Here is a 24,140-nt window from a genome sequence, read left to right on the forward strand (position 1 = left end):
GAGTAGGAGATAGAGACGATGCCAATTCAACGAGACGACCCGCGCTTCGATGTCGTTCTTGACGCTGACGCGCCAGACTTCGCAGAACGCCTTGTCGCTGCCATCGGCGTTGAGCCAGGCGAAACCATTGAGATCGTTACACCGCAGTTTGAGCGGACCGATGGGTTGTCGCCCGTCGCGCCAGACTTCGACTTTTCGAGCCTCCCTAGCCTTCCGGAAGCGAGCATTCGCGCCCTCGGGTGCATGGCTTGGGATGAGCCCGACACTGAGGGGCAAGTCCTCTGGCTGTATCCGGCTGAATGGTACGCACACATCCCCGAGGGCCACATGATCGTGGACATCAACGGAGAGCTGGAGCGGTTCCAGCGCGGCGTGACCGACGACGATATGCGCTTCGGCGTTCTCGCCTTTGGGTTCCTCAGGAAGGCTGACCCCTCCAGCTAGCCCGACCCCTCCGATGTCGCTCTTGGGCGACACACACACACTTTCCCACCCGGCAGCAAAAGGAAATGCCGAAATGACCAACGTCTATGAAGGGGCGCCTGACGCCCGCCAGTCCGCCGACGTGAGCGAGCCTGTGTCCCGTTTCCGGCCCCGCTATCGCGCCCTGACCGATGACGAGAAGGCGCTTCACGACGCCATCAAGTCCAAGGCCTCTGAGCTTGAAGGGCTTTTCGAGCAGGTCAAGCCCGGCCGCTACCGCTCCCTCGGCCTCACGGCTCTTGAGGAGTCGGTCATGTGGGCGGTGAAGGAACTCACCTCCTAGTCCAGATCGCACCGCCTCTCGGGTGGCGTGGGGCAGGGGTCCCCACGTCCATCTGGGCTGGTCCCGGGACGAACCAACACCCCTATAACCCCACAAGGCTAAGGACATGACTGAGATCACAGAAGCGGTGGAGCGGTTGAGGGAAACCGCATACCGCGACGAAGCGAAAGCTGTAACAGCGCGATCCGATGACCTTCGCGCCCTCCTCTCAGAACTCACCCGCCTACAGGAAGAGGTGAAGGGGCTTCGGCTTGCGATCTGCGGTGGCGAGGACGCGCCGGGCTACGCCGACAGCCTTCCCCTAGCCGATATCTTGGGGGTCGCCGCTAACAACATCGGCTCATGGCGTGAGGCCAGCGACCGGGCCGCCCTCCTCCAAGCCGCCAGGGAAGAGGCCTCACAAGGGGCGGGGGAGCCGGTGGCGATGAGTTCTTATGAGGACGGTTGGTTTGCTGACCCGCTCGCCGCCCTCACCTCCCCGCCAACCGACCCCCGGACCAAGGCGCTGGAGGGGGAACGCGACGCATGGAAGACGGCGGCTGAACACCACTTCGCCCACATGCGGGCGGCCCTCGACCTGTCTTACCATCTCCGCTATCCGCCCTGCCCCATGTTGCTGGATCAGGTTGCCGATCTCATCGACTGCGGTGACGGGTGCGAGAACGCTTGGCGCGAACACGACACCAACGCCACCGGCTGCACGCGCTCTGAAAGCGCCGAGGGGTGTCCCTTCGAGATGGCCTGCGAACTTCGCGACTTCGCCAAGGCCCTCCGCATCCAGGCTTGGACGCTCGCCTTTGCGCCCCGAGCCGCCCTCACCCCATCCGTCCAAGCCGAGAAGGGGGATGATCATGGGGGGTGATCGCCTTTGCCCGGTGACACCGGATGGCCGCCACAAGCGCAAGCCCTGGGCCGGCGACGGGCGGTCGGGCTTCGCGTGCGCAGCCTGCCACAAGACGTGGACCTATCGCGAGAGCGTAGCCTATCCGACCTACGCCGACCTGACCACACCAGAAGGTATCTTCGACGCGTTCTCGGAGGCGATGAGCGATGGCGCATAGCATGGCCGATCTGAACAGCGACAAGGCCCTAATCTGCCGCAAGGAGATCAACGGCGAACAGGGCAGCGCGACCGTCTGGCACGTTCTCTTGTCTGATGGACACCTGATCGACTGCGGGTCGTCGTTCTTCGCAGAGCGCAGGGCGCATGTGTTGGCCGACATGATCAACGAAGCCGGGCCAGAGCGACTATCCCGCCAAGCCCTCAAGGCCCCCCAACATGACTGATCTTAGAGAGAAGGTGGCGCGGGTGATCGATCCCGAGGCCTATGACGAAGTGACCGCCGAGGACAACGACGACGGGGCGGCCATCTTTGCGGACGCCTGGGAAGACGCCCTCACCAAGGCCGACGCCACCCTCAACCTCATAGGAGGGGATGGGTGGAAGCTGGTCCCGGTAGAGCCGACTGAGGAGATGCTTGTCGCGCTGGATAACTTAAGCGTAGAGGCGGCGGGTGACTGCCCCACCGAGCACGATGTGTATCGGGTCATCTGGGGCGCCATGATCGCAGCCTCTCCCCCTCCCCCGGTGACACCATGACAAGGGTGGCGAGCTTTAGGCAATCCGACGTCGAGCGGCTTGTTAGAGCGGCTGCGGCCGGCGGCCTGATCATCGAAGCTGTGGAAGTCGCTGTGGACGGCGCTATTCGTGTCTTGACGCGGCGGCCCGCTGAGAGCGGCGTGCCGGTTAACGATGACGCGGATTGGGTGACGCTTGCCGGCGCGACGCAGGATCACCGACGTGCCTAAGGGCCTCAAACCTGTGCGGCGGAAGCTCGCGACAGGCGAGGTTCGCGTCTATTGGTATCACCGGGCCTCGGGCCTGCGTCTGGAACACGACCCCAGGACCGCAGCGGGCCTGCTAGAAATCGCCGCCCTAGATGATCGCGCCAAGGCCCTGGAGAGCGCCCAGAAGGCCGCCACAGGCTCTCTGGCCCATCTATGGACCGCATACACCGGAAGCCCGGAATGGGCCGCCCTGAAGCCTCGCACGCGCTCGGACTACAAGGCCGTCCGCGACTGGATTGGCGCGGCGGCTGAGAGCGCCCAGGTCCGGCGCATTGACACCGCCAAGGTCGTCGCTCTGCGGGACAAGGCTTTCAAGGCGAAGGGGCGGCGATTCTCGACCTATGTCGTCCAGGTCCTGCGGATGCTGTTCGGCTGGGGGAAGCTCCGCGGCTGGATCGCTGAGAACCCGGCGACGGGCGTTCCGGCCCTGCGGCGCCCGACTGGCGCGCGGGTCGTCAACCGGGCCTGGACGCCAGCCGAGGTCGCCGCCTTTGCCGAGGCCGCACCGCCTCAACTGCTGGTCCCGTTCGCCCTTGGGCTGTTCGCGGGCCTTCGCCAGGGCGATGCGCTGATCATCACCTGGAAAGCCTACGACGGCGCGTTCCTGCGCTGGATCGCCGGCAAGAACGGCGAGGACTGCATCGCGCCCGTCACCGGGCCGCTGAGAACCGTCCTGGAGGAGGCCCGCGAGAGGCGCGGCCGCACCCTGCAGATCGCCGTCACGTCCACCGGGACCGCATGGACCGCCTCAGGCTTCCGGGCCTCGTTCTTCAAGCTCGTGCGCAGTCTGACGGCGGCCGGCAAGCTGGCGCCTGGATGCACATTCCATGGCCTGCGCCACACCATCGCATCATCCGCCCGGAACGACGGCGAGAGCGACAGCCGGGTTGCGGCCGCCATCGGAGATCGCAGCCCCGCCATGGCGCAGATTTATGGTCGGAACGCTGACCGGCATGGCGCCCAGGCCGCGATCCTTGAGGCGGCGCAGAAACGCTTTGCGAACATCGATTGGAAGCAGCAGCCGCGTCCAATTTCTGGTAAAAGAAAGAATGCCTGACTACATCAAAACCGTGACCTCGCGCGGCCGCAAGTATCGCTACTTCTGGCCGTCCAGAGAGCTGGCCGCACTCGGCGCAAAGCAGTCACCTCTGCCACTTGATGACGACTTGGCGGCCGCCGAGGTAGCCCGCTTGCTTGCCGTCCTGCAGACGCCGGCCCGGCCAGACTTTCACAAACACATAGTTCAACTACTCAAAAACGCTCGCGCTCGGTGCAAGGCCAATGGCGCCGAGATTTCGCTGACAGAGGAAGATGTCGTCGCGATGCTGGAGCGCCAGGGCTGGCGATGCGCCGTGAGCGGCATCCCGTTCGATCTGGACGCAACCGGCCCGAACCGAAAAGCCTTCCGCCGCCCATACCGCCCGAGCATCGATCGGATCGCCTCGCGAGGCCCCTACAGCGTCAGCAACGTGCGGATCGTGTGCGTCGCCGTGAACGTCGCTCTCAACGAATGGGGCGACCACGTTTTGTCGAGAATCGCCCACGGCGTGGTGGCCCAAGAAACGGCTCGTGAACATCGAACGGAAAACGGATTGGCAATTGCTCCACTCCGCGCCTACCGGAAGCGGGCCGCGTAGTGCCAAAATGTTCAACAAAAACAGAATGGTGCCTGGGGGCGGATTCGAACCACCGACACGCGGATTTTCAATCCGCTGCTCTACCAACTGAGCTACCCAGGCACTGGGCCCGCCGCGCGGGAGCCGCGTCTATAAAAGAGCCGTCGGGGGAAGTCCAGCGCGGCGAGCATGGATATATTCAGGCCTCGTCCTCGCCATCGGAGACCTCTTCCTGCTCCACGGCCGGAACGGCGTAGGCGCCGGTGAACCAACGCTGCAGATCGACGTTGGCGCAGCGCTTTGAGCAGAAGGGGCGATAGTCCGGCTGAACGGGCTTTCGGCAAATGGGGCATTTCGCCGGGATGACAACGGGACTGCTCATCGCCCATGGACCTCGATCTGGTCCCAGGCCAGGGCCTGATCGCCTTTCACCTCGAAACGCGCGCCGATTCGAGCGGCGAGCTGGGCCAGGCCCGGCTTCGCCGCCTCGGCCACAGCCGGCGCACAGCGCGCCGTCAGACGCCCCCCAGGAACGGCGGCGGCTTCGGATTCCAGCCGGCGGATGAGTCGATGGGCCAGGGTGAGGGCCGAAACGCGGCCAGACCCCTCAGTGAGAATCTCAGTCACGGGTCGTCCGCGCCGGGGGACGGTCAGTTCGATCGTTCCGAATCGGCTGATGGGACCGATCGAGACCCCAGGGTTGTCCGGATTGAAGGCCGCCCGGGCCGCCGCCATCAGGGCCGCGCCATCGTGCCCGCGACCGGCCATGTCGAACACCACAAGTCCGCCGAGTCCCTTGAGCCGCAGCACCCGGGCCGCGACGGACAGGGCGGCCAGGTTGGCCTGCCGCGTCACCCGCTTGGCCTCGTTGCCCTTGCGCTCGCCCACATCCACGTCAATGGCGGTCAGGGCGCGGGTCGGCTCGATGGCGATGGTCCCGCCGCCAGGCAGCGGATGGATGGTCTCCAGAACTTCGGCCTCGGCCTCGTCAGCCAACTGGCGGGCGATGCGTCCGGTGATCGCCTCCCCCTCCCCGGCGAGATGCTGCAGGTGGTCATACAGGGATGGCCCCGGTTCCAGCAGAACGGGCGGCCCCTGGGCGGGTCCGATCAGCCGGGCGGTGGCGAGCTTTCCCAAGCGCGGCTCGGTGCGAATCTCCACCTCCAGCGCCTCGCCCTGCTTGGGGCGGGCGTCCGGCTTGAACGAGACGCTGGCCTCAGCCCCCTCGCCCAGGTCCAGGAAGGCCATGGCCAGGGCCGGCTCCACATGCCGGACCCGGGCCCGCAACCGGGCGCCCAGCGCCAGGCGGGGAGAATCACCATCCCTCTGAATCAGCAGGCGCTCAGGCCGGCCGTCCAGCAGGACGCCGCCCCGGGTTTCACCAAGGCCTTCGTCGATAAAGAATGTGCGGCGGCTCATGCTGCGGGATAGCCCAGACCCCGCAACAGACAAAGGGTTTCATAGAGCGGCAGGCCCACCACGGCGGGATAGGAGCCTTGCAGGTTCATGACGAAGCCGCCGGCCCGCCCCTGGATCCCGTAGCCGCCTGCCTTGCCCAGCCCTTCGCCGCTGGCCAGATAGGCTTCCAGCTCATCGACCCCCAGACGCTTGAACGTCACCCGCGTCTCCACCAGCCGCTCGGCCAGGCGTCCGTCCGGGGCGATGAGGGCGACGGCCGTATAGACCCGGTGGCTGCGCCCCGAGAGCAGGTCGAGACAGGCCCTCACCTCTTCGTCATCGGCCGCCTTGGGCAGGATCCGACGTCCGGCGGCGACCACCGTGTCAGCGGCCAGGACAAAGGCCTCTGGTCGCGACTGGGCGACCAGCGCGGCCTTCGCCGCGGCCAGACGCAGGGCGCACCGGCGGGGCGTCTCGCTCTTCTGCGGCGCCTCATCAATATCGGCCGCGCAAACCTCGTCGGGCGTCAGGCCGATCTGCGCGAGCAGATCCAGCCGCCGCGGACTGGCCGAGGCCAGGACAAGTCGGGGCGTTTCGGAACTGGGGGGAACCGTCACCCGCTAGCGGACGCGGAAGGTGATGCGGCCCTTGGTCAGGTCGTACGGCGTCATCTCGATCAGCACCTTGTCCCCTACGGCCACGCGGATACGGTTCTTGCGCATCTTGCCCGCCGTATGGGCGATAATCTCGTGCTCGTTCTCGAGCTTCACGCGAAACATGGCGTTCGGCAGCACTTCGCTGACCACGCCGGGGAACTCTAACAGCTCTTCCTTGGCCATGCAGGCTCCATGGGGCGCTCACCTGATGCGGCCGGCCAGCCTGGAATCGGCCCAGCGGACAGCGCTTCAGTATAACCCAGGTCGCATTGGTCGGTAGAGACCTCTCGTTCAGCTCGCGCCGAAGCGCGCCACCAGCCGCCGGGCCAGGGCGTCGCGCACCTCCCGATAGGCGGCCAGGCGATTCTCCCGCGAACCGTCGGCCAGGGTCGGGTCGTGGGTCGGCCAGTACTCGATCTCCGCCGCGCGATGCCGCGTCAACTCCACGGCCCGGTGTTGCGCCTCGGGCGTCAGGGAGATGATCAGGTCAAAGGAGTCGTCATGGAGTTCGTCAAAAGTCTTGGGCTGATGCGACTCAAGGTCGAATCCCAGCTCCGCCATGACGGCGCATACAAATGGATCGGCGCCCTCGACCTCGGCCTCCGCCTTCAGCCCACAGGAATCCACATAGACACGGTCGCCCAGCAATCGCCTGGCCAGAACCTCCGCCATGGGAGACCGGACGCGGTTGAAGTTGCAGGCGAACAGGATCGCGCCTGGCGCGCGGGGAAAAGAGCCCGAAGCCATCGCCGCTTCAGCTCTTGTAGTGGAGAGCGCAGATCAGGGTGAAGAGCCGGCGCGCGGTGTCGAGGTCGGTCTCGATCTTGCCAGCAAGACGCGTCCGCAGCAGCTCCGAGCCTTCATTGTGCAGGCCGCGCCGGCCCATGTCCAAGGCCTCGATCTGGGCCGGGGTGGCGTTGCGGATGGCCTGATAATAGCTCTCGCAGATCATGAAATAGTCTTTGATCAGCATCCGGAACGGCGACAGCGAGAGAATGTGCCGCTTCTCGTAGCCAGGACCGGTGACATCCAGGACCAGGCGATTTTCCATCAGCCCCATGTGCAGGTCATAGGGGCCCTGCTCGGCGCCATCAGGGACGAACCGGTTCGACTCCAGCAGATCAAAGATGGCGATCTGCCGTTCCTGCTCCTGGTCGCGCGAAATCGCGCCCAGGGATTGCTGGTCGATCTCAACGCTCTGCAGCCGATGGTTCTTCTGGTCGTCGTCAGTCATGACGCCCTGGGGAAGCTCTTGGGCGCCAGCTTTAGTGCAATCGGCCCCCCCGCGTCATCCCGCTTCGCGCGCTCTCTGGGGAGCAACGACGAAAAAGCCCCCGCCGCGCGGGGCGGCGGGGGCTTGATGGGCCGAAAGCGGGACGCCTCAGCGACGGTAACTGGCGTAGCGGTGGCCCTCGGGCTGGACATAGCCGCCATGGACATAGCCGACGCCGACGCCGTTCTGACCCACCAGGATCCAGTCGCTGCCACGGACATAGGCCAGGGCTTCAAACCGCTCGCCGGCCCGAAGCTGACCGACCCTGGCGCCGCGAGTCGACGGGGCCGCCCGCAGGTTCACCGTCGAGCGCGCGACCATCACCCCGCCCCCGCCGGCATAGTTGGCCGGGCTGAGGTTGCGATCGAGGCGGTAGCCGCCGTGGGTATAGGTGGCCGGCTGGGTGTAGCCGTAGCCCTGTCCCTGGCCATAGCGCCGGTCCTGATCGTCGTGCTGCAGCTTGCAGCCGATGGCCGAGCCGGCGGCCGCGCCCACCACCGCACCCAGGGCCGTGCCCGTGCCGCGGTCGTTCTTGGCCAGATTGGACCCCGCCGCGGCCCCCAGCAGGGCGCCGATCAGGGCGCCGCCCTCCTGCTTGCCGCCTGTGGCGTTGCAACCCAGCACGCCGCCGAAGTTCTGGGCCTGGGCGGCAGGCGCTGCGGCGGCGAAGATGAGGGCGCTCATCATGGCGGTGGCCGCCGCGCCCGTGGTCAGCTTGGAAACAGTGGTCTTTGGCATGGCTTGCCTCCATCAGTTCGAATTCGCCGGGCCCGGTGTGGCCCTGTGATTCCGACCCTAGGGGGCCGCGCCTGAACGGACCCGCGACGGCCGCTGACAGATTTCGTTCAGCTTTCCTGGGCGCCCTGTCCCAGGCGCAGGGCGGCTGAGCGGGCGTGCGCCGGAAGGCCTTCAGCATCGGCCAGGGCGACCGTGGCCGGGCCCAGGGCTTCGAAGGCCGCCGCATCACACTTCACGAACGAGGTCCGCTTGATGAAGTCGTAGATCGACAGCCCCGACGAAAACCGGGCCGCCCGGCTGGTGGGCAGAACATGGTTGGACCCGGCCACATAGTCGCCAATCGCTTCGGGCGCGTGACGGCCCAGGAACATGGCGCCGGCGTGCCGGACCTGGTCGGCCAGGGCGTCCGGATCTTCGACGGCGAACTCCACATGTTCGGGGGCGAGCGCGTCCACCAGCCGCGGCGTCTGCGCCAGAGGCGCGATAATCACCGCCCCATGGTCGCGCCAGGAGGCCTGCGCCACCGCCCCGGTGGCCAGGGTGGCGATCTGCGCCTCGATCTCGGCCTCCACCTTGGCGGCGAAGTCCGCGTCGTCGGTGATGAGGATCGATTGAGCCGCCGGGTCGTGTTCGGCCTGGGACAGCAGGTCGGCGGCGATCCAGTCGACGCGGTTAAGGCCATCGGCCACAACGACGATCTCGGAAGGTCCGGCCAGGGCGTCGATGCCCACCACCCCATAGACCCTGCGCTTGGCGGCGGTGACGAAGGCGTTGCCCGGACCGACGATCTTGTCCACGGGGCGGATGGGGCCTGCCCCGAACGCCAGGGCGCCCACGGCCTGGGCCCCGCCGACCCGCCAGATTTCGGTGACGCCCGCCGCCTGAGCCGCCGCCAGCACCGCCGGTTGCAGCTTGCCAGGGGGCGTGACCATGGCGATGCGCTCGACCCCGGCCACCTGGGCGGGCACGGCGTTCATCAGCACGGTGGAGGGATAGGCGGCGCGGCCGCCAGGCACGTAGATTCCCACCGCCTCGATAGGGCCCCAGCGCCACCCCATCTCAACGCCAGCGGCGTCGGTGAAGCGAGCGTCGGCGGGGCGCTGGCGTTCGTGATAGGTGCGGATGCGCTCGGCGGCGAAGGCGATGGCCTCGCGAACCTCGGGGGCGCACGCCTCAGCCCCGGCTGCGATTTCCTCGGGCGTCACCCGCAGGCTGGTCTCATCGAGCTCGACGCCATCAAACTGCGCGCCATAGCGAAGCACCGCGGCCAGACCCTCGGCCCGCACCGCCGCCAGCACGTCGCGGACACTGGCCTCGACATCTTCAGGGGTGTCGCGTCGCTCGCTCACCAGGGCGGCGAAACGGGCTTCGAAGTCGGCATCGGTAAAATGAAACAGGCGCATGATGGCGCTATGTAGCGATGGCCAGCGCCGAGCGCCATGGCCGCGGAGCCACAGCCAGCCGTCACAACGTCCCGCGCCTCAGACCTCGTGCCGGGGCGTCCTCGGTGTCGGCCAGGGGGCCGAGACATCGGCCAGCACAGCGTCGACGCACTCCACCTTGACCTTCAGGTCGCCGCCGCCGGCGAAGCTCAGGATAAGGGATCCACCCGGCGGCTCATCGTCCGGCTCAAAGGTCAGGGCCAGAAGCTCCACTACAGCATCTGGCGCATCCCGGCGCAGACGTCTGGCCTCGACGGCCTCGACCGAACCAAATTGCAGGGCCGTCCGCACCCGGGACCGGCCGCCGGCCTCCCAGCGATAGCGGTTCAAGGCCAGGGTGAGGAGACGCGTCCTGGCTTCAAACCGGATATCGCCGATCTTGCCCACGGCGTCCTGAAGGGCGGCCGACAGCACCGCCAGGTCTTCGGCGTCCTGCGCCGTCAGTCTGAGGACCTTGGCTGACTCAGGCATCGAAACTCACATCCTGTCCTGGGCCATCGCCGGGCAGTCGCCGGATCTTCGCGCCACAGGCCGTCAGCTTGGCCTCCAGGCGCTCGAACCCTCGATCCAGGTGATAGACGCGGCCGACCACGGTCTCGCCCCGGGCGGCCAGCCCCGCGATCACCAGGCCGACAGAGGCCCGCAGGTCGGTGGCCATCACCTGCGCCCCAGTCAGGTTCGACACCCCGCGAACCCGCGCCTCACCACCATGGATGCTGATATCGGCGCCCAGCCGGGCAAGCTCCGGGGCATGCATGAAGCGGTTTTCAAAGATGGTCTCACGGATCACCGACTCCCCATCCGCCAGGGTCATCAGGGCCATGAACTGCGCCTGCAGGTCGGTGGCGAAGCCGGGATAGGGGTCGGTCTCCACCGCCACGGCGTTCAGCCGGCGGCCGTTCCGCTTTACGGTGACCCCGTCATTGTGGCGGATCACCTCAACCCCGGCCTCCTCCATCTTGTCCAACAGATTGGCGATGAAATCGTTGCGGGTGTGGGTCAGCCGCACCTCGCCGCCGGCCATGGCCGCGGCCAGCGCGAAGGTGCCGGTCTCGATCCGGTCGGGGATCACCGCATGGGTGGCGCCCCCCAGGCGGCTGACGCCCTGGATCCTGATGACATCAAGACCGGCGCCGGCGATCCGGGCGCCCATCTTGTTGAGGCAGTCGGCCAGATCGACAATCTCAGGCTCGCAGGCCGCATTGCGCAGGGTGGTCTCGCCTTCGGCCAGCACGGCGGCCAGCATGGCGTGCTCCGTGGCCCCCACCGAGACGAACGGGAAGACGATCTCCGCGCCGCGCAGGCCCCGGGGCGCCTGGGCGTAGACGTAGCCCTCGTGCAGGTCGATCTCAGCGCCCAGGGCCCGCAGGGCTTCCAGGTGCAGGTCTACTGGCCGCGCGCCGATGGTGCAGCCGCCCGGCAGCGAGACCTTGGCCTGGCCCGATCGCGCGAGCAGCGGGCCCAGCACATTGAACGAGGCGCGCATCTGGCGGACCAGGTCGTAGGGCGCGATGGCGCTGACGATTTCAGGCGTGTGCAAAAGGGTCTCAGGCCCGTCTGGCCCGTTCTGTTCCTGCACCTCGGTGCCCAGCCGACCGAGCAGCTGCCCAAGAAACCGGGTGTCAGCCAGACGCGGCATATTGGTCAGCCGCAGGGGTTCTGATGTCAGCAGGCTCGCAGCCATCAACTTGATGGCCGAGTTCTTGGCGCCGCTGATGGCGATTTCGCCCTCCAGACGCGCGCCGCCTTCGATGGCGATTCGGTCCAACCCCAGCCCCTTTAAGCGCCGCACATTCCGCGATGCGGCAATCCCAGACAGCGCTTCTAGCCCGCGACGGCGCAGCCGCAAAGGCGCGGGGCGCTCACGAACGCTTGTCGTCCTCCGCCGCAGGCTTGGGCGCTGGACGGGCCGGGGCCTTGCGGCGGCGCAGGTTGGCCCTCAGGGCCTGGGCCAGCTTGGCTTCCCGGTCATTGGCGGGCGGCGTTTTCGGCCGGTCGGGTGGCGTCATGCCGCCTCGTTGCGGCGCGAGCGCGTCGGGGTCAAGTCCGAGAAAGTCGATTTGGGGCTTCACGACGGGCCCGGGGTTGGCTATAGCCCCCGCCTCGCCTTTCGCCGCCGTAGCTCAGTGGTAGAGCGCATCCTTGGTAAGGCTGAGGTCTCGGGTTCGAGTCCCGACGGCGGCACCATCGGCCCCAAGCCCTGAACGGGTTTGGGGCCGACCTCATTTTTGGCCCCTGCCTTTCCCACGCCCTTGGTTCGGCGCCACGCTCGCCCGTCCAGACTGCGCGAGAAGATTCGCGGCGCCTGCGCCCATCCATTGCGCCGCTGCGCCCGTATGTTCAGGGACCGCGGAGGACAGATGATCGACAATCCGGAGAACTTCCCCGTCGACACGCGCAACGCCGCCCTGGCCTTGATCCGCCAGTACGGCCCTGACGCCCAGGTGATCGCCATGCTGCGCGCCGCTGAGTTCGCCGCCCTCGGCGACGTGGACGGTCTGGCCGCCTGGGACGACATCATCGCCTGTATCGAGGCCTACGATTCCCTCGGGCCCGTGGGCGGGGTCGTCCACTAGCGCATTCAGGGACCTGTCGAGCGGCCAGGCCGCCCAACTGCGCCCAGGCCCTGCTGCGCCTCATAGGTCTCCACCGCCAGACGCCTGGCGCCGTCGCAGGCGACGATCTGCGCGCCGCGGGTCACATAGCCGATCTCCAGATCCGCCAGCGTCGGCTGCGGCGGCAGGACGTGCAGCGCGCAGGGCGCCTTGGCCTCAGCCGCCAGGGCCAGCCGCGGGGCAGCCTGTGAGATCGGGGGCGGCTTGGCACAGCCGACGGTCAGCATCGAAAAGCCGAGCAGCGCGATCAGCAGCCAGGATCTCATGGCCATCCTCCGTGTTCAGGGCCTGTGGAATGAAGGCGGCGACCACCGCCTGACCGTTCGCCTTGCGCGACAGGGCCGCGGCCAGGCGTTCGCCTGAGACCCGCTCCCCCTCCGCCTCCAGCCGGGCGACATCGCGCTCCTGGGTCAGGACGGCGATCTGAGCCTCGCGGACCTGCCCCCCGTCCCGGCGGCCGGCCACATAGAGCGACAGGGCCGAGGCCGCCAGCGCCCCAGCCGCGACGGCCGTCACAATGGCTCGGATGCTCATCAGCTCAGTCCCCGCGCGTAGCCCTGGCCCGGCCGCCAGGTCAGCACCTCGCGCCGCCAGTGTCCGCCCAGCCCCAGATGAACCCAGGCACCGGCTTCCTCGATCAGCTGGTCGAAGGCCAGGTCCGAGGCCGCGATCGCCCGGCACACCGCCAGCGGCGAGCCGAACCTGGGGCAGATGAAGTCGGCCGCCTCCCCCCGCATATGGGCGCTGCTGGCCGAACCCCCGACGGCGCGGTTCACCGCCGGGGAGCGATAGCCGCTGGTGATCAGGATGGGCTTGTCGCCCAACAGGGTGCGAACCTGTTCCAACACCTGCGCTGTGGCGCGCAAGCGCGCCAGCACGGCAGGCGGCGGACGATTGTCCAGGCCCCGCTGCTGGGTGGCGGTCATCTCCTCCAGGGAAAAGTGCGCCGACAGCCAGGTCGTCATGGCCAGCCTCCATGTCTTGAATGAGAGATGTCTGTCAGGCCCGGTCCCGGCGACCAGCCGCCACCAGCTTGGCCCAGTCGGTGACCGTGGCGCCGGCCAGGTAGAGCGTGCCCAGGACCACATTGGCCCCGATCAGGGCCAGACCCAGCCACTTCAGGGCGACGGGATCTTCCAGCCGCAGGACGATGGCCCCGAGCAGGGTGAAATTGGCCCCGCAGGCCCCGTAGGTGAAGATGCGGCGATAGAGCCAGGCCGTATGCACCGCCAGGGCTGGATCATGCGGAACCCGGCCCACGCGGCCTGCGCTCTGCGCCTGACCCAGCAGCCCGGCATAGTAGGCGCCGGGCGCGGCCGCGTCGAAGTCCACCAGGTATTCCGAGGCGAAGCGGGCCTCGCCCTCCTCCTTCGACCCGGTCTCGGCGACCAGCTCGGCCCGCTCCCGGGCCAGCTGGGCGGACGTGAAAACCCCGGTCTCCGTCGCCGGCGAGCGCAGGGTGAACCAGGCCTTGTCCCGGGTCCGGGCCTCAAAGGCGCGCACCGCATGATTGCGCCCCCGCGGCGTCCACAGAAACACCGCCCAGCCGCCATTCTCCGCCAGGATCGGCCGGATATAGGTCCAGGCCTCCGGCTTGGCGAGCGACCACTCCGAGAACACCACGCCGACCGGCGGCGCCCCGACCAGGCTGTCATAATTGTCCGAGCCCAGCACCTGCCAGACCGAGCCATTGGCCAGGCGAATACTCATGTCCCCATCGCGGACGCTGGCGCGTATCGCCGGGGGAAAGGCCTCGTCGATCCGCCTCTGGCCCGTGTGCGGGTTCACCGCTTCCCAGATCGCCTTCCGCGCCTGGGCGGCCTCTGGCAGCAGGTGCCAATAGACGCCGGGCTTCTGGATGGCGCTCACCGCCGCCCAGTTCAGCGCCACGTCATCCTTGCCCCACCGCCGGTGCGCCGCCACATCGGCCCGCAGGCCGCCGTCCTCAAGATAGCGCCAGAGTTGCGTCTGATAGGGTCTTGGCCGCCAGCCGGCGGGAAGCTCGATCTCCATGCTCAGCGACCAGACAGGTCGGGCTCGTCCCAGCCGAGCCTGCGGATCGTCACGGTCAGCCGGCCCTCGGCCTCAGGCGTCTTGGCCTTGCCCTGGGCCCGGTCCAGCACCTCGCGGATGGCGGCGATGCGGGCGGTGTCGCTGGTCTTGTCGCCCCTCATCAGAGCCTCCAGCGTCTCCACCGCCAGGGGGGCCAGCGCCTTGACCGCGCGGCCGGGATCCTTGGGTCGCCCCGCCATCGGCGCCGCCTCCGTCTTGAACAAGTCGCACCGATACAGTCTGGGTCGTTCCGCCCCGCGCCGGCCTTGGCCTCCCGAGAGGCGCGCCCGCAGGGCTCGAAGCCCTGGACCAGATCGGCCGGCGCGAGGCTCCTGCGACGCAGGGGAAAGTCGCCGCAATACACACAGCGCTCCAGGGCCTCGCCGCCCCGGGGAGGGACAAGGGGGCGAAGGCCGTCCAGCCGCGCGCACGTCCAGCCGGGCTCAGCCGCCGAACACGCACGTCATCTGTTGAAGATCTGCAGGTGCGGGCCAGGCCCGCCGCGGCGTCCCCCGCGTCTCAGACGCAAGAACGACCCATAGCCAAAACCTACCACATTCCCGCGGGCGTGCAAGAACAATTCAGGAACATATGCGGGGTTTCGCCCCGTCAGGTTTCGGCGCCAAAGTGTGGACAGTGCCGGAGGGACTCGCGTGCCGACCTACTACGCTGACCTCGTCAAAATCATGCTCGCCCATGGTTGCCAGCAGGTTCCCGGCGGCAAGGGAAGCCATGAGAAATGGCGCAGCCCCATCAACGGCCGTACGGTTACGGTCCCTCGCTCCAAGAGCCGTCACACCGCCAATGAGGTTTTGAAGCAACTCGGTATTGGAAAGCGGTTCTAAAAACCTGATTCAAAAGATCAGACATTCCATCTGATCGCATCAGGCTCTAGGCGACGGCGAGATCCCGCCGAGAGGACACATCGAATTGGATGCTCACCGAGGTGTTGTGCAGGTCTGTATTGGCCGCCAGCATTTCCGGGGCGAGCGACATCATCAGGCCTTCAAACTCAGCCAGGGTGTCGGCCTCGATCACAAGCCCCGGAATGTCGCTCTGCGAAACCCAGACCGAGGCCTCGGCATCCCAGCGGGCTTTCACGAAGAAGGTTGCGGTCACGTTGTGCTCTCACAGTTGCCGCCAATGTGGTGATGGCCGCGGGGCCCTGTCAATGGAACAGTCAGAAAAGAGCCCGCCATAGAGTTTCCCGTTCTGCGCGATCACTTCTATCAATTATCCAGGCGCCACAACCTTGGCCTACAGTCCTCCAAACACTCATACGTGAGGGAGGACGACGATGGACGACGCTTCTGGAACTGGTGATCCCCTGGGCTGCCCGGTCAAGCAACCGGGCGCCTTGCGGTCCCTGCTCGGCCGCACCAATCGCGACTGGTGGCCCAACCAGATGTCGCTCGACATCCTGCACCAGCACGGCGCCCACGGCGATCCGATGGGCGAGGACTTCGACTATCCCAAGGCCTTCCAGAGCCTGGACTATGCGGCGCTCAAGCGCGATCTGACCGCGCTCATGACCGATAGCCAGCCCTGGTGGCCGGCCGACTATGGCCACTATGGTCCCTTCTTCATCCGCATGGCCTGGCACAGCGCCGGCACCTACCGCACCGGCGACGGCCGTGGCGGCGCCTCCTCGGGCTCGCAGCGCTTCGCCCCCCTCAACTCCTGGCCAGACAACGCCAACCTGGATAAGGCGCGGCGCCTGCTGTGGCCCATCAAGCAGAAGTACGGCGCCAAGCTGTCCTGGGCCGACCTGATGATCCTGGCCGGTAATGTGGCCATCGAGTCCATGGGCGGCCCGGTGTTCGGCTTCGGCGGCGGCCGCAAGGACGTCTGGGAGCCCGAGAAGGACATCTACTGGGGTTCAGAGGAACAGTGGGTCGGCCAGGGCGCCGAAACCCGCATCCAGCCCGACAAGGAGATGGCGCTGGAAAACCCGCTCGCCGCCATCCAGATGGGCCTGATCTACGTCAATCCCGAAGGTCCCGGCGGCGATCCCGATGCGCTCCAGTCGGGTCGCGACATCCGCGAGACCTTCGCCCGCATGGGGATGAACGACGAGGAGACCGTCGCCCTCACCGCCGGCGGCCACACCTTCGGCAAGGCCCACGGGGCCGGCGACGCCTCCAAGGTGGGCGCCGAACCTGAGGGGTCCGATATCGCCCAGCAGGGCATGGGCTGGACCTCAAGCCACGAGAGCGGCATGGGCGACCACACCATCACCAGCGGGATCGAGGGCGCCTGGACCCCCACCCCCATCCAGTGGACGATGAACTACTTCCACATGCTGCTGGACTATGAGTACGAACTGGTGCGCAGCCCCGCCGGGGCCAAGCAGTGGCAGCCGATCAACCAGCGGCCCGAGGACATGGCGCCGGGCGCCCATGATCCCTCCAAGCGTCTGCCGACCATGATGACCACCGCCGACATGGCCATGAAGGTGGACCCCAAGTACCGCGAGATCTGCGAGCGGTTCCGCACCCATCCCGACCAGTTCGCCGACGCCTTCGCCCGGGCCTGGTTCAAGCTCTGCCACCGGGACATGGGCCCCAAGGCCCGCTACTACGGCCCCGAAGTCCCCAAGGAAGACCTGATCTGGCAGGACCCGATCCCCCCGGTCACACATCCCCTGGTGGATGCAGGCGACATCGCCGCCCTGAAGGGCAAGCTGCTCGACTCTGGCCTCACCACAGCCGAGCTCGTCCAGACCGCCTGGGCCTCGGCCTCCACCTACCGGGCCTCCGACCACCGGGGCGGCGCCAACGGCGCGCGCATCCGCCTGGCCCCGCAGAAGGACTGGGAGGTCAACCAGCCCGACCAGCTCGCCCGGGTGCTCAAGGTCTTGGAGGGGATCAAGGCGGCCTTCGACGCCAGCGCCTCTGGCGGCAAGAAGATCTCCCTGGCCGACCTCATCGTCCTGGGCGGCGTCGCCGCCGTGGAAAAGGCCGCCAAGGCCGCCGGCCACAATGTCACCGTGCCCTTCACCCCTGGCCGCGCCGACGCCAACGCCGACCAGACCGACGCCGAGGGCTTCGAGGTTCTCGAACCCAAGGCCGACGGCTTCCGCAACTATCTGCAGGTCAAGTTCAGCGTCCCCACCGAGGAGCTGCTCATCGACCGGGCCCAGCTCCTCAACCTGACCGCGCCGGAAATGGCCGTCCTGGTCGGCGGCCTGCGCGTGCTGGGCGCCAACCATGGCGGGTCGAAGGACGGGGTCTTCACCGACCGCCCCGGCCAGCTGACCAACGACTTCTTCGTCAACCTGCTCGACATGGGCACGGCGTGGAAGCAGGTGGACGACAGCGCCGATGACCTCTTCGTCGGAACCTGCCGCAAGAGCGACGAGCAGAAGTGGACCGCCACCCGCACCGACCTGGTGTTCGGCTCCAACTCCCAGCTTCGCGCCCTGTCGGAGGTCTATGCCTCGGCCGACGCCAGCCAGAAGTTCGTGACCGACTTCGTCAACGCCTGGACCAAGGTGATGAACGCCGACCGCTTCGACATCCCCAGGGAAAAGCGTCTGGCCACCGCGCACTGAGCCTGTCCCCCGCCGTGACGCCCCCAAGGGCGTTGCGGCGGGTGGGTTCCGTCACGCGCCCACAGCGCAACCGGCCCGCCTGCGACACGTTGAGGCTGTCCCGCAACATACGGAGCCTCCTGATGAAACTTTCCAAAGGCACGCTGGTGGCCGTCGTCGACGGCGAGAAGCTGGTCCTCTTCGAGAATGTCGGGGCTCAGGAGATCGACCTGAAGGCCAAGGCGATCCCCGAAATCCCGGAGCGGGTCTCCGGCGCGCCGGGCCGCAATTCTGGCGGCGCCAATCCCGACAATGACACCCAGGCCGAGGATGGCTTCGCCATGGGCGTGGCCGACGCGCTCAACCACATGGTCCTGACCCACAGGACCGAGGCCCTGCTGGTCATCGCCGCGCCCAAGACGCTCGGCCAGCTTCGCAAGGGCTGGCACAAGGAGACCGAGGCCCGCCTGGTGGGCGAGATCGCCAAGGACCTCACCGGCCACACCTCAGACCAGATCGCCGCGGCCATCGACAAGGCCTGACCCTTCGATCCGAGGCGGGGCGATCCGTCGCTCCGCCGCCCGGTCTCAGCCGGCGCCCCGCGCCGCATAGGCGCCCATCAGCCGGCCATAGTCAGCAGGCTGCGGAAAACCCTCAAACCCCTCCACCGCCGTCGTGCTCACCCAGGGCAGCTTTTCGGCCGTCATGGTCTCCATGAACGGCTCCAGCCCCGACGAATCATCGAACAGCGTCACGCGCACATTGACGAACAGGTCAGCGCCCTCGGGCCGCGTGAACATCCAGCTCATGCAGTGCGGGCAGTAGAAGTGCCGCGTCGCCCCATGCAGCCCCCCGATCACCGGCTCGCCCGTCGTGACCTCGAAGTCCGCAGCGGCGAACAGCGCGCTCAACGAAAACGCACTCCCCGTCATCTGCTGACACCCCCGGCAATGGCAGGCCATGGTCACCTTCGGCGCCGCCACCGCCCGAAACCGCACCTGCCGCACCGGCAGCCGCCTTCGCGTTCGTCTGACATCGCGTCTACTCCGCAGCGATCTGCGCGCCCTGGGCCTGGACCCGGTGCGCGCCATACTAGGTGATAAGCGCCTAAACCTCCGGGCGAAAGCGCCGGAGCAGGCCTCGGATCGGCGTAGCGGCGGCGTGTGGCGCGCGTCTCAGGCCGAGCCCAATTCAGCGCGAAACCGCGCCACCCATGCCTGATTGGTGTCGTCCGCCATCTTCCGCAGGCTTGGCGAAACACGATCAGCCGCCGCCGGGTCCAGTCCCAACGGGGTCAGTATGCGGCGCAGGGCGCCTTGAGGCTCGCTGGAAAGCTGGTCGTATGAGATCGCAATCGGCGCGATGGCCTCACGCGCAAACCACGCACTCCAGGCCTTGTCATAGTCGACCATCGTATCGACCCAGGCCCGCAGCCCTTTGCCGTCATATTCAGGTTCGCGCCCCGGTCCCGTCCGCTCCACGTCCGAGCCATCTGCCGCCACATGCCAAAGGCCGGTCTGCTCGGCCTTCATGCAGGACACGGCCTGTTCAACCTTGTCGGCTCTCGAGAGGTGGATGAACAGGGTGCGCCCGAAGACGTGCTCAAACTGGCCTCGGTCCGTCGTTTCATCCGGGCAGAGCAACGCCAGGCTTGAAAAGAAAAAATCGAAGCTGGGCCGCTGCAGGCGCAGTCCGAAGACGCCGTTTTCGCTGCGCCCGCGCAACAGGGCCGCCTGAATACAGGCCTCGACAATCTCATGCTCCGAGGCGGCGCCTTCCTGATCAACGCCGAGCCTCCTCGTCCATTCACCCAAGGACGGCTCATGAAAATAGGAGGCGGGATTTCCTGCTACGCCGGTCTCAGCCAAGAGCCGACACAGGAGCGTGCTGCCGCTGCGAGGAGCGGTGCAGATCATGTAGGCGGCGTAGTCCGCTATGAGCATTCCGATAGCGCCTCTTCATGACGGGCCATGCGCAGTCGTCCCCTTTGCACCGCCCGCACGGCCAGGTACATTTCATGAACACTCGGGCAGAGCAAGGCGATGGCGCACAATTGGATGATCGCGGAGCGGGAGTATGCTCGGCAAGAGACCCGCCGTGGACGACGCCACGCCTACGAACATCTGGACCCCGGGACCACCGCCCTTGTCGTCATCGACATGGTCCCCTTCTTCGCCGAGGCCAACCTCCATTGCCGCGACGCCATCGCGCCGATCAACAGCCTGGCCGCAACGCTACGCGAGGCGGGCGGGCTCGTCGCCTGGGTCCTGCCGGACGAAGCCGAGCCGCCTACGCCCCACGCCATCGAGTTCTATGGAGCCCAGATCGCCCAGGTCTTCGGCGCCTCAGGTGGCCAGGGCGCCCCGCGCGACCGGCTGTGTCCGGAGCTCACCTTCATGGAGGGCGAAATCGTCACCGAGAAGTCTGCCGCCAGCGCCTTCTTTCCCGGCCGTTGCGACCTGCATGACCGGCTGATCGCCCGTGGGATCGAGACCGTGATCATCACCGGCACGGTGACCAATGTGTGCTGCGAAAGCTCCGCCCGCGACGCCTCCACCCTCGGCTACCGGGTCATCTTCGCCGCCGACGCCACCGCCACGGTCACCGACGCCGCCCACAACGCCGCCCTCTACACCATCTACCGCTCATTCGGAGACGTCCGCCCGACCGCTGAAATCCTCGATCTCATCGCAGCCGGGTCCGTACGCGCGGAAACGGTCCATGGCTGATCCCGGCGGCGGCCAGATCTTTCAGGCCCGACTCTTGGCCACAACCACACACCTCCGCCGCGCTCGGCGCAGAGCCGGTGACGGTCACCCCCACCACCAACCCCGGCTATGCCGCCACAACCTTGACACTGCAGACCCCAAAGCCGTGGCACGCCGCCACACGACAGCGTCAACCTTGGCCGCATGGCTCAAGGCGTCGACCTTGGCATAGCCTCTCACGCCCCCTCCCCCGCCAGCACATCCAGCGCCACCGAAACCAGCGCCTCGATACGGCCCACCTCCCGTTCGCTGGCCACGGCTTCCCGGGGCGTCAGTTCCTGGCCGCAGACCAGGTCGCAGGCGCTGACCAAATCAGCCTGGTCCCACAGCCGCGAGCGCATCGCCGCCAGCCGCGCGGCCGCCTGGGCCGAGCCTTCGGCGGCCATCAGTAGCACCTCTTCCCGCGCCCCTGGGCCGCTCGGTCCGCCGCCGCCCGGCCGTACGTCGAGGGTCGAGCGGATCGCCCCCGCCCGCGAGGCCCGGCGATAAAGCGCGCCGTAGCGCTCCCCGGCCGACTTCTGCGCCGCGCTGATCCGGCCCTTGCGCGCCAGCCAGTCGAGCCCCGTCTGCCGGCGATAGGGCTGACCCACCGATGGGGGGCCTTCAAAGGCCGCGCCGCGGGCCTCCGACAGGCCCACGGTCTCGGCCACGCCGTCGGCCACCGCCGCAGCTTCGGTCCGGTCCCTGGTCCGGGTCTCCAGGGCCCGCAGCCGGGCCCGCGTCCGGGCGGCGGGATCAAACACCGCCCCCCTCATGGCCGCCCCCGGAAGACCACCGCATCGGCCAGCCGGTAGACCGCCTCGCTGGCGGCCCGCTCGCCTTCCAGAATCACCAGGCCCGCGGCCGTATGGGCCAGCAGTTCCTTCAGGAACTGCGCCCTGTCCCCGGGCGTGCGACGGCCCAGCGCTTGGGCCACCACGGCGCCGGCGTCCCGGGGCGCCTCCCCCATTCCGACGCTCATGGACGCGCCGCCGGCCACACCAGCGGCAGGCCCACATGGGCGCCGTTGCGGCCGAACCTCGTCTCCGTCAGGGACGGAAAGCCCCCCTGAGCCATCACCGCGGCCACATGGCGATCATGAAGGGCGAAGCGCGGCTGGGCCTCGCCCGCGCCCCGGGCCACCTGTCCGCGAAAGGCGCGCTCCAGCCGCGCCAGATCCCCCGGCCCAAGGGCCAGCTGCGCGCCGATCCGCGGCGGCGAGGCCCCGCCCCGGCGCAGGTTGGCGTAATCCCCCAGGCTGGTGGGGCTTCGGGCTGGCGCCCGGTGAGACTGTGTCTGTTGCATGGGCGGACTGTATTTTTCATACATACATCCGGCAAGCAGAAACTGTATTCTATGTACAGTTATCCCAAGTTGCGCTACACCCTGGCCATGAACGACCGTTCCGACCGCCTCCGCCAGGCCCGCCTCGACGCCGGCCATGAAACCGCCGCCGCCGCGGCCGAGGCCTTCGGCTGGAACCGCAACACCTACGCCTCCAACGAGAACGGCAATGCGCCCTTCTCCTATCGCAAGGCCAAGGAGTATGCGGCCGCCTTCGGGGTCAGCGCCGAATGGCTCTATGACGCCGCCGGCCCCGTCCGCGCCTCCGGCCTGGCCGGCTATGTCCCAATCCTCGGCCGGGTGGGCGCCAATCCTGAGGGGGTGGTTCTGTTCGCCACCGGCCAGGATGCGGGCGATCTGGCCCCGATTCCCCCGGGCGGCACCGACAAGGCTGCGGCCCTGCGGGTGGTCGGCCATTCCATGCGCGGCCTCGCTGACGATGGCGCCCTGATCTATTTCGAGGACCAGCGAACCCCACCCACGCCGGACATGCTGGGCCATGTGGTGGTGGTCGAGATCGACACCGACGAGGTGCTGGTCAAACGTCTGCTGCGGGGCTCCCGCGCCGGCCTGTTCGACCTGGAAAGCGTCGCCGGTCCCACCCGCCAGGACGCCCGCCTGCGCTGGGCCGCCCACATCACCGCCATCATCCCCCCCTTCCAGGCCCGCCGGATCATCCAGTCCGCCATCTGAGGTGCGCACTTCTGATTGCGGAATTCTGTACTTATTATACAGTCTGACGATGGATGTCCGCGCCCCTGAGCCCGATCTCGCCGCTGTCTGCGCCGCCCTGGACGCCGCCGACCACGCCGTCTGGGCCAAGCGTCAGGCCCGGCGTCCCTGGGGCGTCGCCTGGTCAGGCCTGAGCCCCGAGCCGCCCCGCCGCCGTACGCCCCACCAGATCCGCCATGCCGCCGAAACCCGTCTGGCCGCTGATCACGCCTGGGCCCACTCGCCGGAAGGAACGCTGAAGGCCGCCCTGTCTGACCTCCAGGCCGCCGCCCGCGTTTTGGATCAGCAGGCCGAGGCCCTGCGCGAAGCCGCCTCTCGCGGTCCTGCCGACGCCAGGTCAGCCGCCCCCCGCCGCCTGGCCCGCCTGTCGCAGGAGGCCCGCGCGGCGCTCACCGCCCTGCGCAAGGTCCGTAGCCTGCTGGTCTGAGCCGGGTCTATGCTGCGCCCATGCGCCCGCCACAGGCGCAGCCCTGAGGAACGCGCCCATGGACCGGTTCGACACTGAGGCTCACGCCGCCCGCATCGCCAAAGACGGCTACACCGTCCTGCCAGGTCTCGTCGACGCCGCGGGGCTAGAGGCCGTGCGGGAAGCGCTGGCCCCTCACCTGGGCGGCCACCGGGGCCGCAACGCCTTCGAGGGCTACGCCACCGAACGGGTCTATACCCTGGTCGCCCGAGGCAAGGTGTTCGAGGACCTGACCGAACACCCTCAGATCCTCGCCCTCCTCGACCGCTTCCTGCTGCCCGGCTATCTGCTGACCGCCAGCCAGGCCATCGCCATCCAGCCTGGCGAGGCCGCCCAGAGCGTCCATTTCGATGACGGTTTCTATCGCCTGCCGCGGCCGCGGCCCGCCGCCAGCCTCAGCGTCATCATCGCCATCGACCCCTTCACCGAGCAGAACGGCGCCACCGACCTGCTGCCTGGCAGTCATTTGTGGAGCGACGCCGAGGTCGAGGCCTTCGGCCGTGACCCCGAGGCCGCGACCCGCCTGATTCCGGCGGTCATGCCGGCCGGCTCCGCCATTGTCTTCCAGGGTCACATGCTGCACCGGGGCGGCGCCAATCGCTCGGCCGCCCCGCGCCTGGCCCTGACCAACCAGTATTGCCAGCCCTGGGGCCGCACCCAGGAGAACTACTTTCTCAGCGTGCCCCGCGAGCAGGTCCGCGCCATGAGCCCCCGCCTCCAGGCCCTGCTGGGCTATGAGATCTGGCCGCCCTTCATGGGCCATGTCACCGCCTCCCACCCGGCCAAGACCCTGGAAGACGGCTGGATTGCGCCGGTCCTGCGCCCGGGCCTCCCCCACTAATTGTCGTACCTGAGAGTCAGCCAGGAACGACTGCTGTCACCCCGCTGTCAGCAGGCCTGGGATATGCCGTCGCG

At 67.8% G+C, this 24,140-nt stretch carries 37 protein-coding genes and 2 tRNA genes; 17 read left to right on the forward strand and 22 right to left on the reverse strand.

Annotated features, from left to right (window positions below):
- Positions 1-18 precede the first annotated feature (18 nt).
- The 8 genes from Q8K84_RS05955 (at position 19) to Q8K84_RS05990 (ending at position 4,251) form a co-directional block, all read left to right on the forward strand.
- The gene (locus Q8K84_RS05955) at positions 19-444 is read left to right on the forward strand and encodes a hypothetical protein (RefSeq protein WP_305281701.1); all 426 of its coding nucleotides are present in this window, start codon (positions 19-21) and stop codon (positions 442-444) included.
- 73 nt (positions 445-517) lie between these two features.
- Entirely contained in the window at positions 518-766 is a 249-nt protein-coding gene (locus Q8K84_RS05960) for a hypothetical protein (protein WP_305281702.1), read from the forward strand.
- Between the two features lie 106 nt (positions 767-872).
- Positions 873-1,628 carry a hypothetical protein gene (locus Q8K84_RS05965; RefSeq protein ID WP_305281703.1) on the forward strand — a complete coding sequence of 252 codons (756 nt, stop codon included), beginning with the start codon at positions 873-875 and terminating at the stop codon, positions 1,626-1,628.
- Entirely contained in the window at positions 1,618-1,827 is a 210-nt protein-coding gene (locus Q8K84_RS05970) for a hypothetical protein (RefSeq protein WP_305281704.1), read from the forward strand. Before Q8K84_RS05965 ends, Q8K84_RS05970 begins: the two co-directional genes overlap by 11 nt.
- A gap of 1 nt (position 1,828) precedes the next feature.
- Complete coding sequence (locus Q8K84_RS05975) at positions 1,829-2,053, forward strand: hypothetical protein (RefSeq protein ID WP_305281705.1); 225 nt, start codon at positions 1,829-1,831, stop codon at positions 2,051-2,053.
- Positions 2,046-2,366, forward strand: a complete 321-nt coding sequence (locus tag Q8K84_RS05980; RefSeq protein ID WP_305281706.1) for a hypothetical protein — start codon at positions 2,046-2,048, stop codon at positions 2,364-2,366. Before Q8K84_RS05975 ends, Q8K84_RS05980 begins: the two co-directional genes overlap by 8 nt.
- Before the next feature lie 201 nt (positions 2,367-2,567).
- A complete protein-coding gene (locus tag Q8K84_RS05985) occupies positions 2,568-3,671 on the forward strand; it encodes a tyrosine-type recombinase/integrase (protein ID WP_305281707.1) in 1,104 nt (367 codons plus the stop codon).
- Complete coding sequence (locus tag Q8K84_RS05990; protein WP_305281708.1) at positions 3,664-4,251, forward strand: hypothetical protein; 588 nt, start codon at positions 3,664-3,666, stop codon at positions 4,249-4,251. The genes Q8K84_RS05985 and Q8K84_RS05990 overlap by 8 nt, the downstream gene beginning before the upstream one ends.
- A 26-nt stretch (positions 4,252-4,277) precedes the next feature.
- Here Q8K84_RS05990 and Q8K84_RS05995 read toward each other — a convergent pair.
- The 12 genes from Q8K84_RS05995 to Q8K84_RS06050 all read right to left on the reverse strand — a co-directional run bounded on the left by Q8K84_RS05995 (position 4,278) and on the right by Q8K84_RS06050 (position 11,746).
- Positions 4,278-4,353: transfer RNA gene (locus Q8K84_RS05995), tRNA-Phe, on the reverse strand.
- A gap of 76 nt (positions 4,354-4,429) precedes the next feature.
- Positions 4,430-4,594: a DNA gyrase inhibitor YacG gene (locus tag Q8K84_RS06000; RefSeq protein WP_305281777.1), complete on the reverse strand. Its 165-nt coding sequence runs from the start codon at positions 4,592-4,594 to the stop codon at positions 4,430-4,432.
- 14 nt (positions 4,595-4,608) lie between these two features.
- Positions 4,609-5,649, reverse strand: a complete 1,041-nt coding sequence (locus Q8K84_RS06005; RefSeq protein WP_305281709.1) for a ribonuclease E/G — start codon at positions 5,647-5,649, stop codon at positions 4,609-4,611.
- Positions 5,646-6,245, reverse strand: a complete 600-nt coding sequence (locus Q8K84_RS06010) for a Maf family nucleotide pyrophosphatase (RefSeq protein WP_305281710.1) — start codon at positions 6,243-6,245, stop codon at positions 5,646-5,648. The genes Q8K84_RS06005 and Q8K84_RS06010 overlap by 4 nt, the downstream gene beginning before the upstream one ends.
- A gap of 3 nt (positions 6,246-6,248) precedes the next feature.
- A complete protein-coding gene (gene infA / locus Q8K84_RS06015; RefSeq protein ID WP_305281711.1) occupies positions 6,249-6,467 on the reverse strand; it encodes a translation initiation factor IF-1 in 219 nt (72 codons plus the stop codon).
- A 108-nt stretch (positions 6,468-6,575) separates the two neighbouring features.
- Positions 6,576-7,031 (reverse strand): low molecular weight phosphatase family protein, encoded by a 456-nt coding sequence (locus Q8K84_RS06020; RefSeq protein WP_305281712.1) that lies wholly within the window; start codon positions 7,029-7,031, stop codon positions 6,576-6,578.
- Between the two features lie 7 nt (positions 7,032-7,038).
- Positions 7,039-7,518, reverse strand: a complete 480-nt coding sequence (locus tag Q8K84_RS06025) for a UPF0262 family protein (protein WP_305281713.1) — start codon at positions 7,516-7,518, stop codon at positions 7,039-7,041.
- 147 nt (positions 7,519-7,665) lie between these two features.
- A complete protein-coding gene (locus tag Q8K84_RS06030) occupies positions 7,666-8,295 on the reverse strand; it encodes an SH3 domain-containing protein (protein ID WP_305281714.1) in 630 nt (209 codons plus the stop codon).
- Between the two features lie 107 nt (positions 8,296-8,402).
- The gene (gene hisD / locus Q8K84_RS06035) at positions 8,403-9,698 is read right to left on the reverse strand and encodes a histidinol dehydrogenase (RefSeq protein WP_305281715.1); all 1,296 of its coding nucleotides are present in this window, start codon (positions 9,696-9,698) and stop codon (positions 8,403-8,405) included.
- A 78-nt stretch (positions 9,699-9,776) separates the two neighbouring features.
- Complete coding sequence (locus Q8K84_RS06040) at positions 9,777-10,208, reverse strand: DUF2948 family protein (protein WP_305281716.1); 432 nt, start codon at positions 10,206-10,208, stop codon at positions 9,777-9,779.
- A complete protein-coding gene (murA, locus tag Q8K84_RS06045; protein ID WP_305281717.1) occupies positions 10,201-11,505 on the reverse strand; it encodes a UDP-N-acetylglucosamine 1-carboxyvinyltransferase in 1,305 nt (434 codons plus the stop codon). The genes Q8K84_RS06040 and murA overlap by 8 nt, the downstream gene beginning before the upstream one ends.
- A gap of 94 nt (positions 11,506-11,599) precedes the next feature.
- Positions 11,600-11,746 (reverse strand): hypothetical protein, encoded by a 147-nt coding sequence (locus Q8K84_RS06050; protein WP_305281718.1) that lies wholly within the window; start codon positions 11,744-11,746, stop codon positions 11,600-11,602.
- 103 nt (positions 11,747-11,849) lie between these two features.
- Between Q8K84_RS06050 and Q8K84_RS06055 the strand changes: the two genes are divergently transcribed.
- A tRNA-Thr gene (locus tag Q8K84_RS06055) sits at positions 11,850-11,924 on the forward strand.
- Positions 11,925-12,097: 173 nt separating this feature from the next.
- Positions 12,098-12,313 (forward strand): hypothetical protein, encoded by a 216-nt coding sequence (locus Q8K84_RS06060; protein ID WP_305281719.1) that lies wholly within the window; start codon positions 12,098-12,100, stop codon positions 12,311-12,313.
- Between the two features lie 195 nt (positions 12,314-12,508).
- Here the strand turns inward: Q8K84_RS06060 and Q8K84_RS06065 are convergent, their stop codons facing one another.
- Genes Q8K84_RS06065 through Q8K84_RS06080 form a run of 4 tightly spaced genes read right to left on the reverse strand, consistent with a single transcriptional unit; the run spans position 12,509 to position 14,604 of the window.
- Entirely contained in the window at positions 12,509-12,886 is a 378-nt protein-coding gene (locus Q8K84_RS06065) for a hypothetical protein (protein ID WP_305281720.1), read from the reverse strand.
- On the reverse strand, positions 12,886-13,317 hold the full coding sequence (locus Q8K84_RS06070; protein WP_305281721.1) for a D-Ala-D-Ala carboxypeptidase family metallohydrolase: 432 nt from the start codon (positions 13,315-13,317) through the stop codon (positions 12,886-12,888). The genes Q8K84_RS06065 and Q8K84_RS06070 overlap by 1 nt, the downstream gene beginning before the upstream one ends.
- A gap of 34 nt (positions 13,318-13,351) precedes the next feature.
- Complete coding sequence (locus tag Q8K84_RS06075; protein ID WP_305281722.1) at positions 13,352-14,365, reverse strand: hypothetical protein; 1,014 nt, start codon at positions 14,363-14,365, stop codon at positions 13,352-13,354.
- A gap of 2 nt (positions 14,366-14,367) precedes the next feature.
- On the reverse strand, positions 14,368-14,604 hold the full coding sequence (locus Q8K84_RS06080; protein WP_305281723.1) for a hypothetical protein: 237 nt from the start codon (positions 14,602-14,604) through the stop codon (positions 14,368-14,370).
- 453 nt (positions 14,605-15,057) lie between these two features.
- On the opposite strand from Q8K84_RS06080, the gene Q8K84_RS06085 reads away from it, so the two are divergent.
- Positions 15,058-15,249, forward strand: coding sequence for a type II toxin-antitoxin system HicA family toxin (locus Q8K84_RS06085; RefSeq protein WP_305281724.1), 192 nt, complete (start codon positions 15,058-15,060; stop codon positions 15,247-15,249).
- Between the two features lie 46 nt (positions 15,250-15,295).
- Here the strand turns inward: Q8K84_RS06085 and Q8K84_RS06090 are convergent, their stop codons facing one another.
- Entirely contained in the window at positions 15,296-15,523 is a 228-nt protein-coding gene (locus Q8K84_RS06090; RefSeq protein ID WP_305281725.1) for a DUF1902 domain-containing protein, read from the reverse strand.
- Between the two features lie 178 nt (positions 15,524-15,701).
- Between Q8K84_RS06090 and katG the strand changes: the two genes are divergently transcribed.
- Both katG and Q8K84_RS06100 read left to right on the forward strand, forming a co-directional pair.
- On the forward strand, positions 15,702-17,957 hold the full coding sequence (katG, locus tag Q8K84_RS06095) for a catalase/peroxidase HPI (RefSeq protein ID WP_305281726.1): 2,256 nt from the start codon (positions 15,702-15,704) through the stop codon (positions 17,955-17,957).
- Positions 17,958-18,079: 122 nt separating this feature from the next.
- Complete coding sequence (locus Q8K84_RS06100) at positions 18,080-18,478, forward strand: host attachment protein (protein ID WP_305281727.1); 399 nt, start codon at positions 18,080-18,082, stop codon at positions 18,476-18,478.
- Positions 18,479-18,523: 45 nt separating this feature from the next.
- Here Q8K84_RS06100 and Q8K84_RS06105 read toward each other — a convergent pair whose 3' ends face one another.
- On the reverse strand, positions 18,524-18,847 hold the full coding sequence (locus Q8K84_RS06105; protein ID WP_370867839.1) for a GFA family protein: 324 nt from the start codon (positions 18,845-18,847) through the stop codon (positions 18,524-18,526).
- A gap of 264 nt (positions 18,848-19,111) precedes the next feature.
- Positions 19,112-19,879 (reverse strand): Stf0 family sulfotransferase, encoded by a 768-nt coding sequence (locus tag Q8K84_RS06110; protein ID WP_370867840.1) that lies wholly within the window; start codon positions 19,877-19,879, stop codon positions 19,112-19,114.
- Between the two features lie 99 nt (positions 19,880-19,978).
- Between Q8K84_RS06110 and Q8K84_RS06115 the strand changes: the two genes are divergently transcribed.
- Positions 19,979-20,665: an isochorismatase family cysteine hydrolase gene (locus tag Q8K84_RS06115; RefSeq protein ID WP_305281728.1), complete on the forward strand. Its 687-nt coding sequence runs from the start codon at positions 19,979-19,981 to the stop codon at positions 20,663-20,665.
- 215 nt (positions 20,666-20,880) lie between these two features.
- On the opposite strand, the gene Q8K84_RS06120 is transcribed toward Q8K84_RS06115, so the two are convergent.
- Genes Q8K84_RS06120 through Q8K84_RS06130 form a run of 3 tightly spaced genes read right to left on the reverse strand, consistent with a single transcriptional unit; the run spans position 20,881 to position 21,988 of the window.
- A complete protein-coding gene (locus tag Q8K84_RS06120) occupies positions 20,881-21,447 on the reverse strand; it encodes a hypothetical protein (RefSeq protein WP_305281729.1) in 567 nt (188 codons plus the stop codon).
- Positions 21,448-21,455: 8 nt separating this feature from the next.
- Positions 21,456-21,665 carry a hypothetical protein gene (locus tag Q8K84_RS06125; RefSeq protein ID WP_305281730.1) on the reverse strand — a complete coding sequence of 70 codons (210 nt, stop codon included), beginning with the start codon at positions 21,663-21,665 and terminating at the stop codon, positions 21,456-21,458.
- Positions 21,662-21,988, reverse strand: a complete 327-nt coding sequence (locus tag Q8K84_RS06130; RefSeq protein WP_305281731.1) for a hypothetical protein — start codon at positions 21,986-21,988, stop codon at positions 21,662-21,664. Before Q8K84_RS06130 ends, Q8K84_RS06125 begins: the two co-directional genes overlap by 4 nt.
- 51 nt (positions 21,989-22,039) lie before the next feature.
- On the opposite strand from Q8K84_RS06130, the gene Q8K84_RS06135 reads away from it, so the two are divergent.
- The 3 genes from Q8K84_RS06135 to Q8K84_RS06145 are packed head-to-tail and all read left to right on the forward strand — an operon-like array spanning position 22,040 to position 24,066.
- Complete coding sequence (locus Q8K84_RS06135; RefSeq protein ID WP_305281732.1) at positions 22,040-22,720, forward strand: S24 family peptidase; 681 nt, start codon at positions 22,040-22,042, stop codon at positions 22,718-22,720.
- A 49-nt stretch (positions 22,721-22,769) separates the two neighbouring features.
- Positions 22,770-23,186 carry a hypothetical protein gene (locus Q8K84_RS06140; protein ID WP_305281733.1) on the forward strand — a complete coding sequence of 139 codons (417 nt, stop codon included), beginning with the start codon at positions 22,770-22,772 and terminating at the stop codon, positions 23,184-23,186.
- A gap of 58 nt (positions 23,187-23,244) precedes the next feature.
- Entirely contained in the window at positions 23,245-24,066 is an 822-nt protein-coding gene (locus Q8K84_RS06145) for a phytanoyl-CoA dioxygenase family protein (RefSeq protein WP_305281734.1), read from the forward strand.
- Positions 24,067-24,140: the final 74 nt, after the last annotated feature.

The organism is Phenylobacterium sp., assembly GCF_030679875.1.
Classification (GTDB): Bacteria; Pseudomonadota; Alphaproteobacteria; order Caulobacterales; family Caulobacteraceae; genus Phenylobacterium.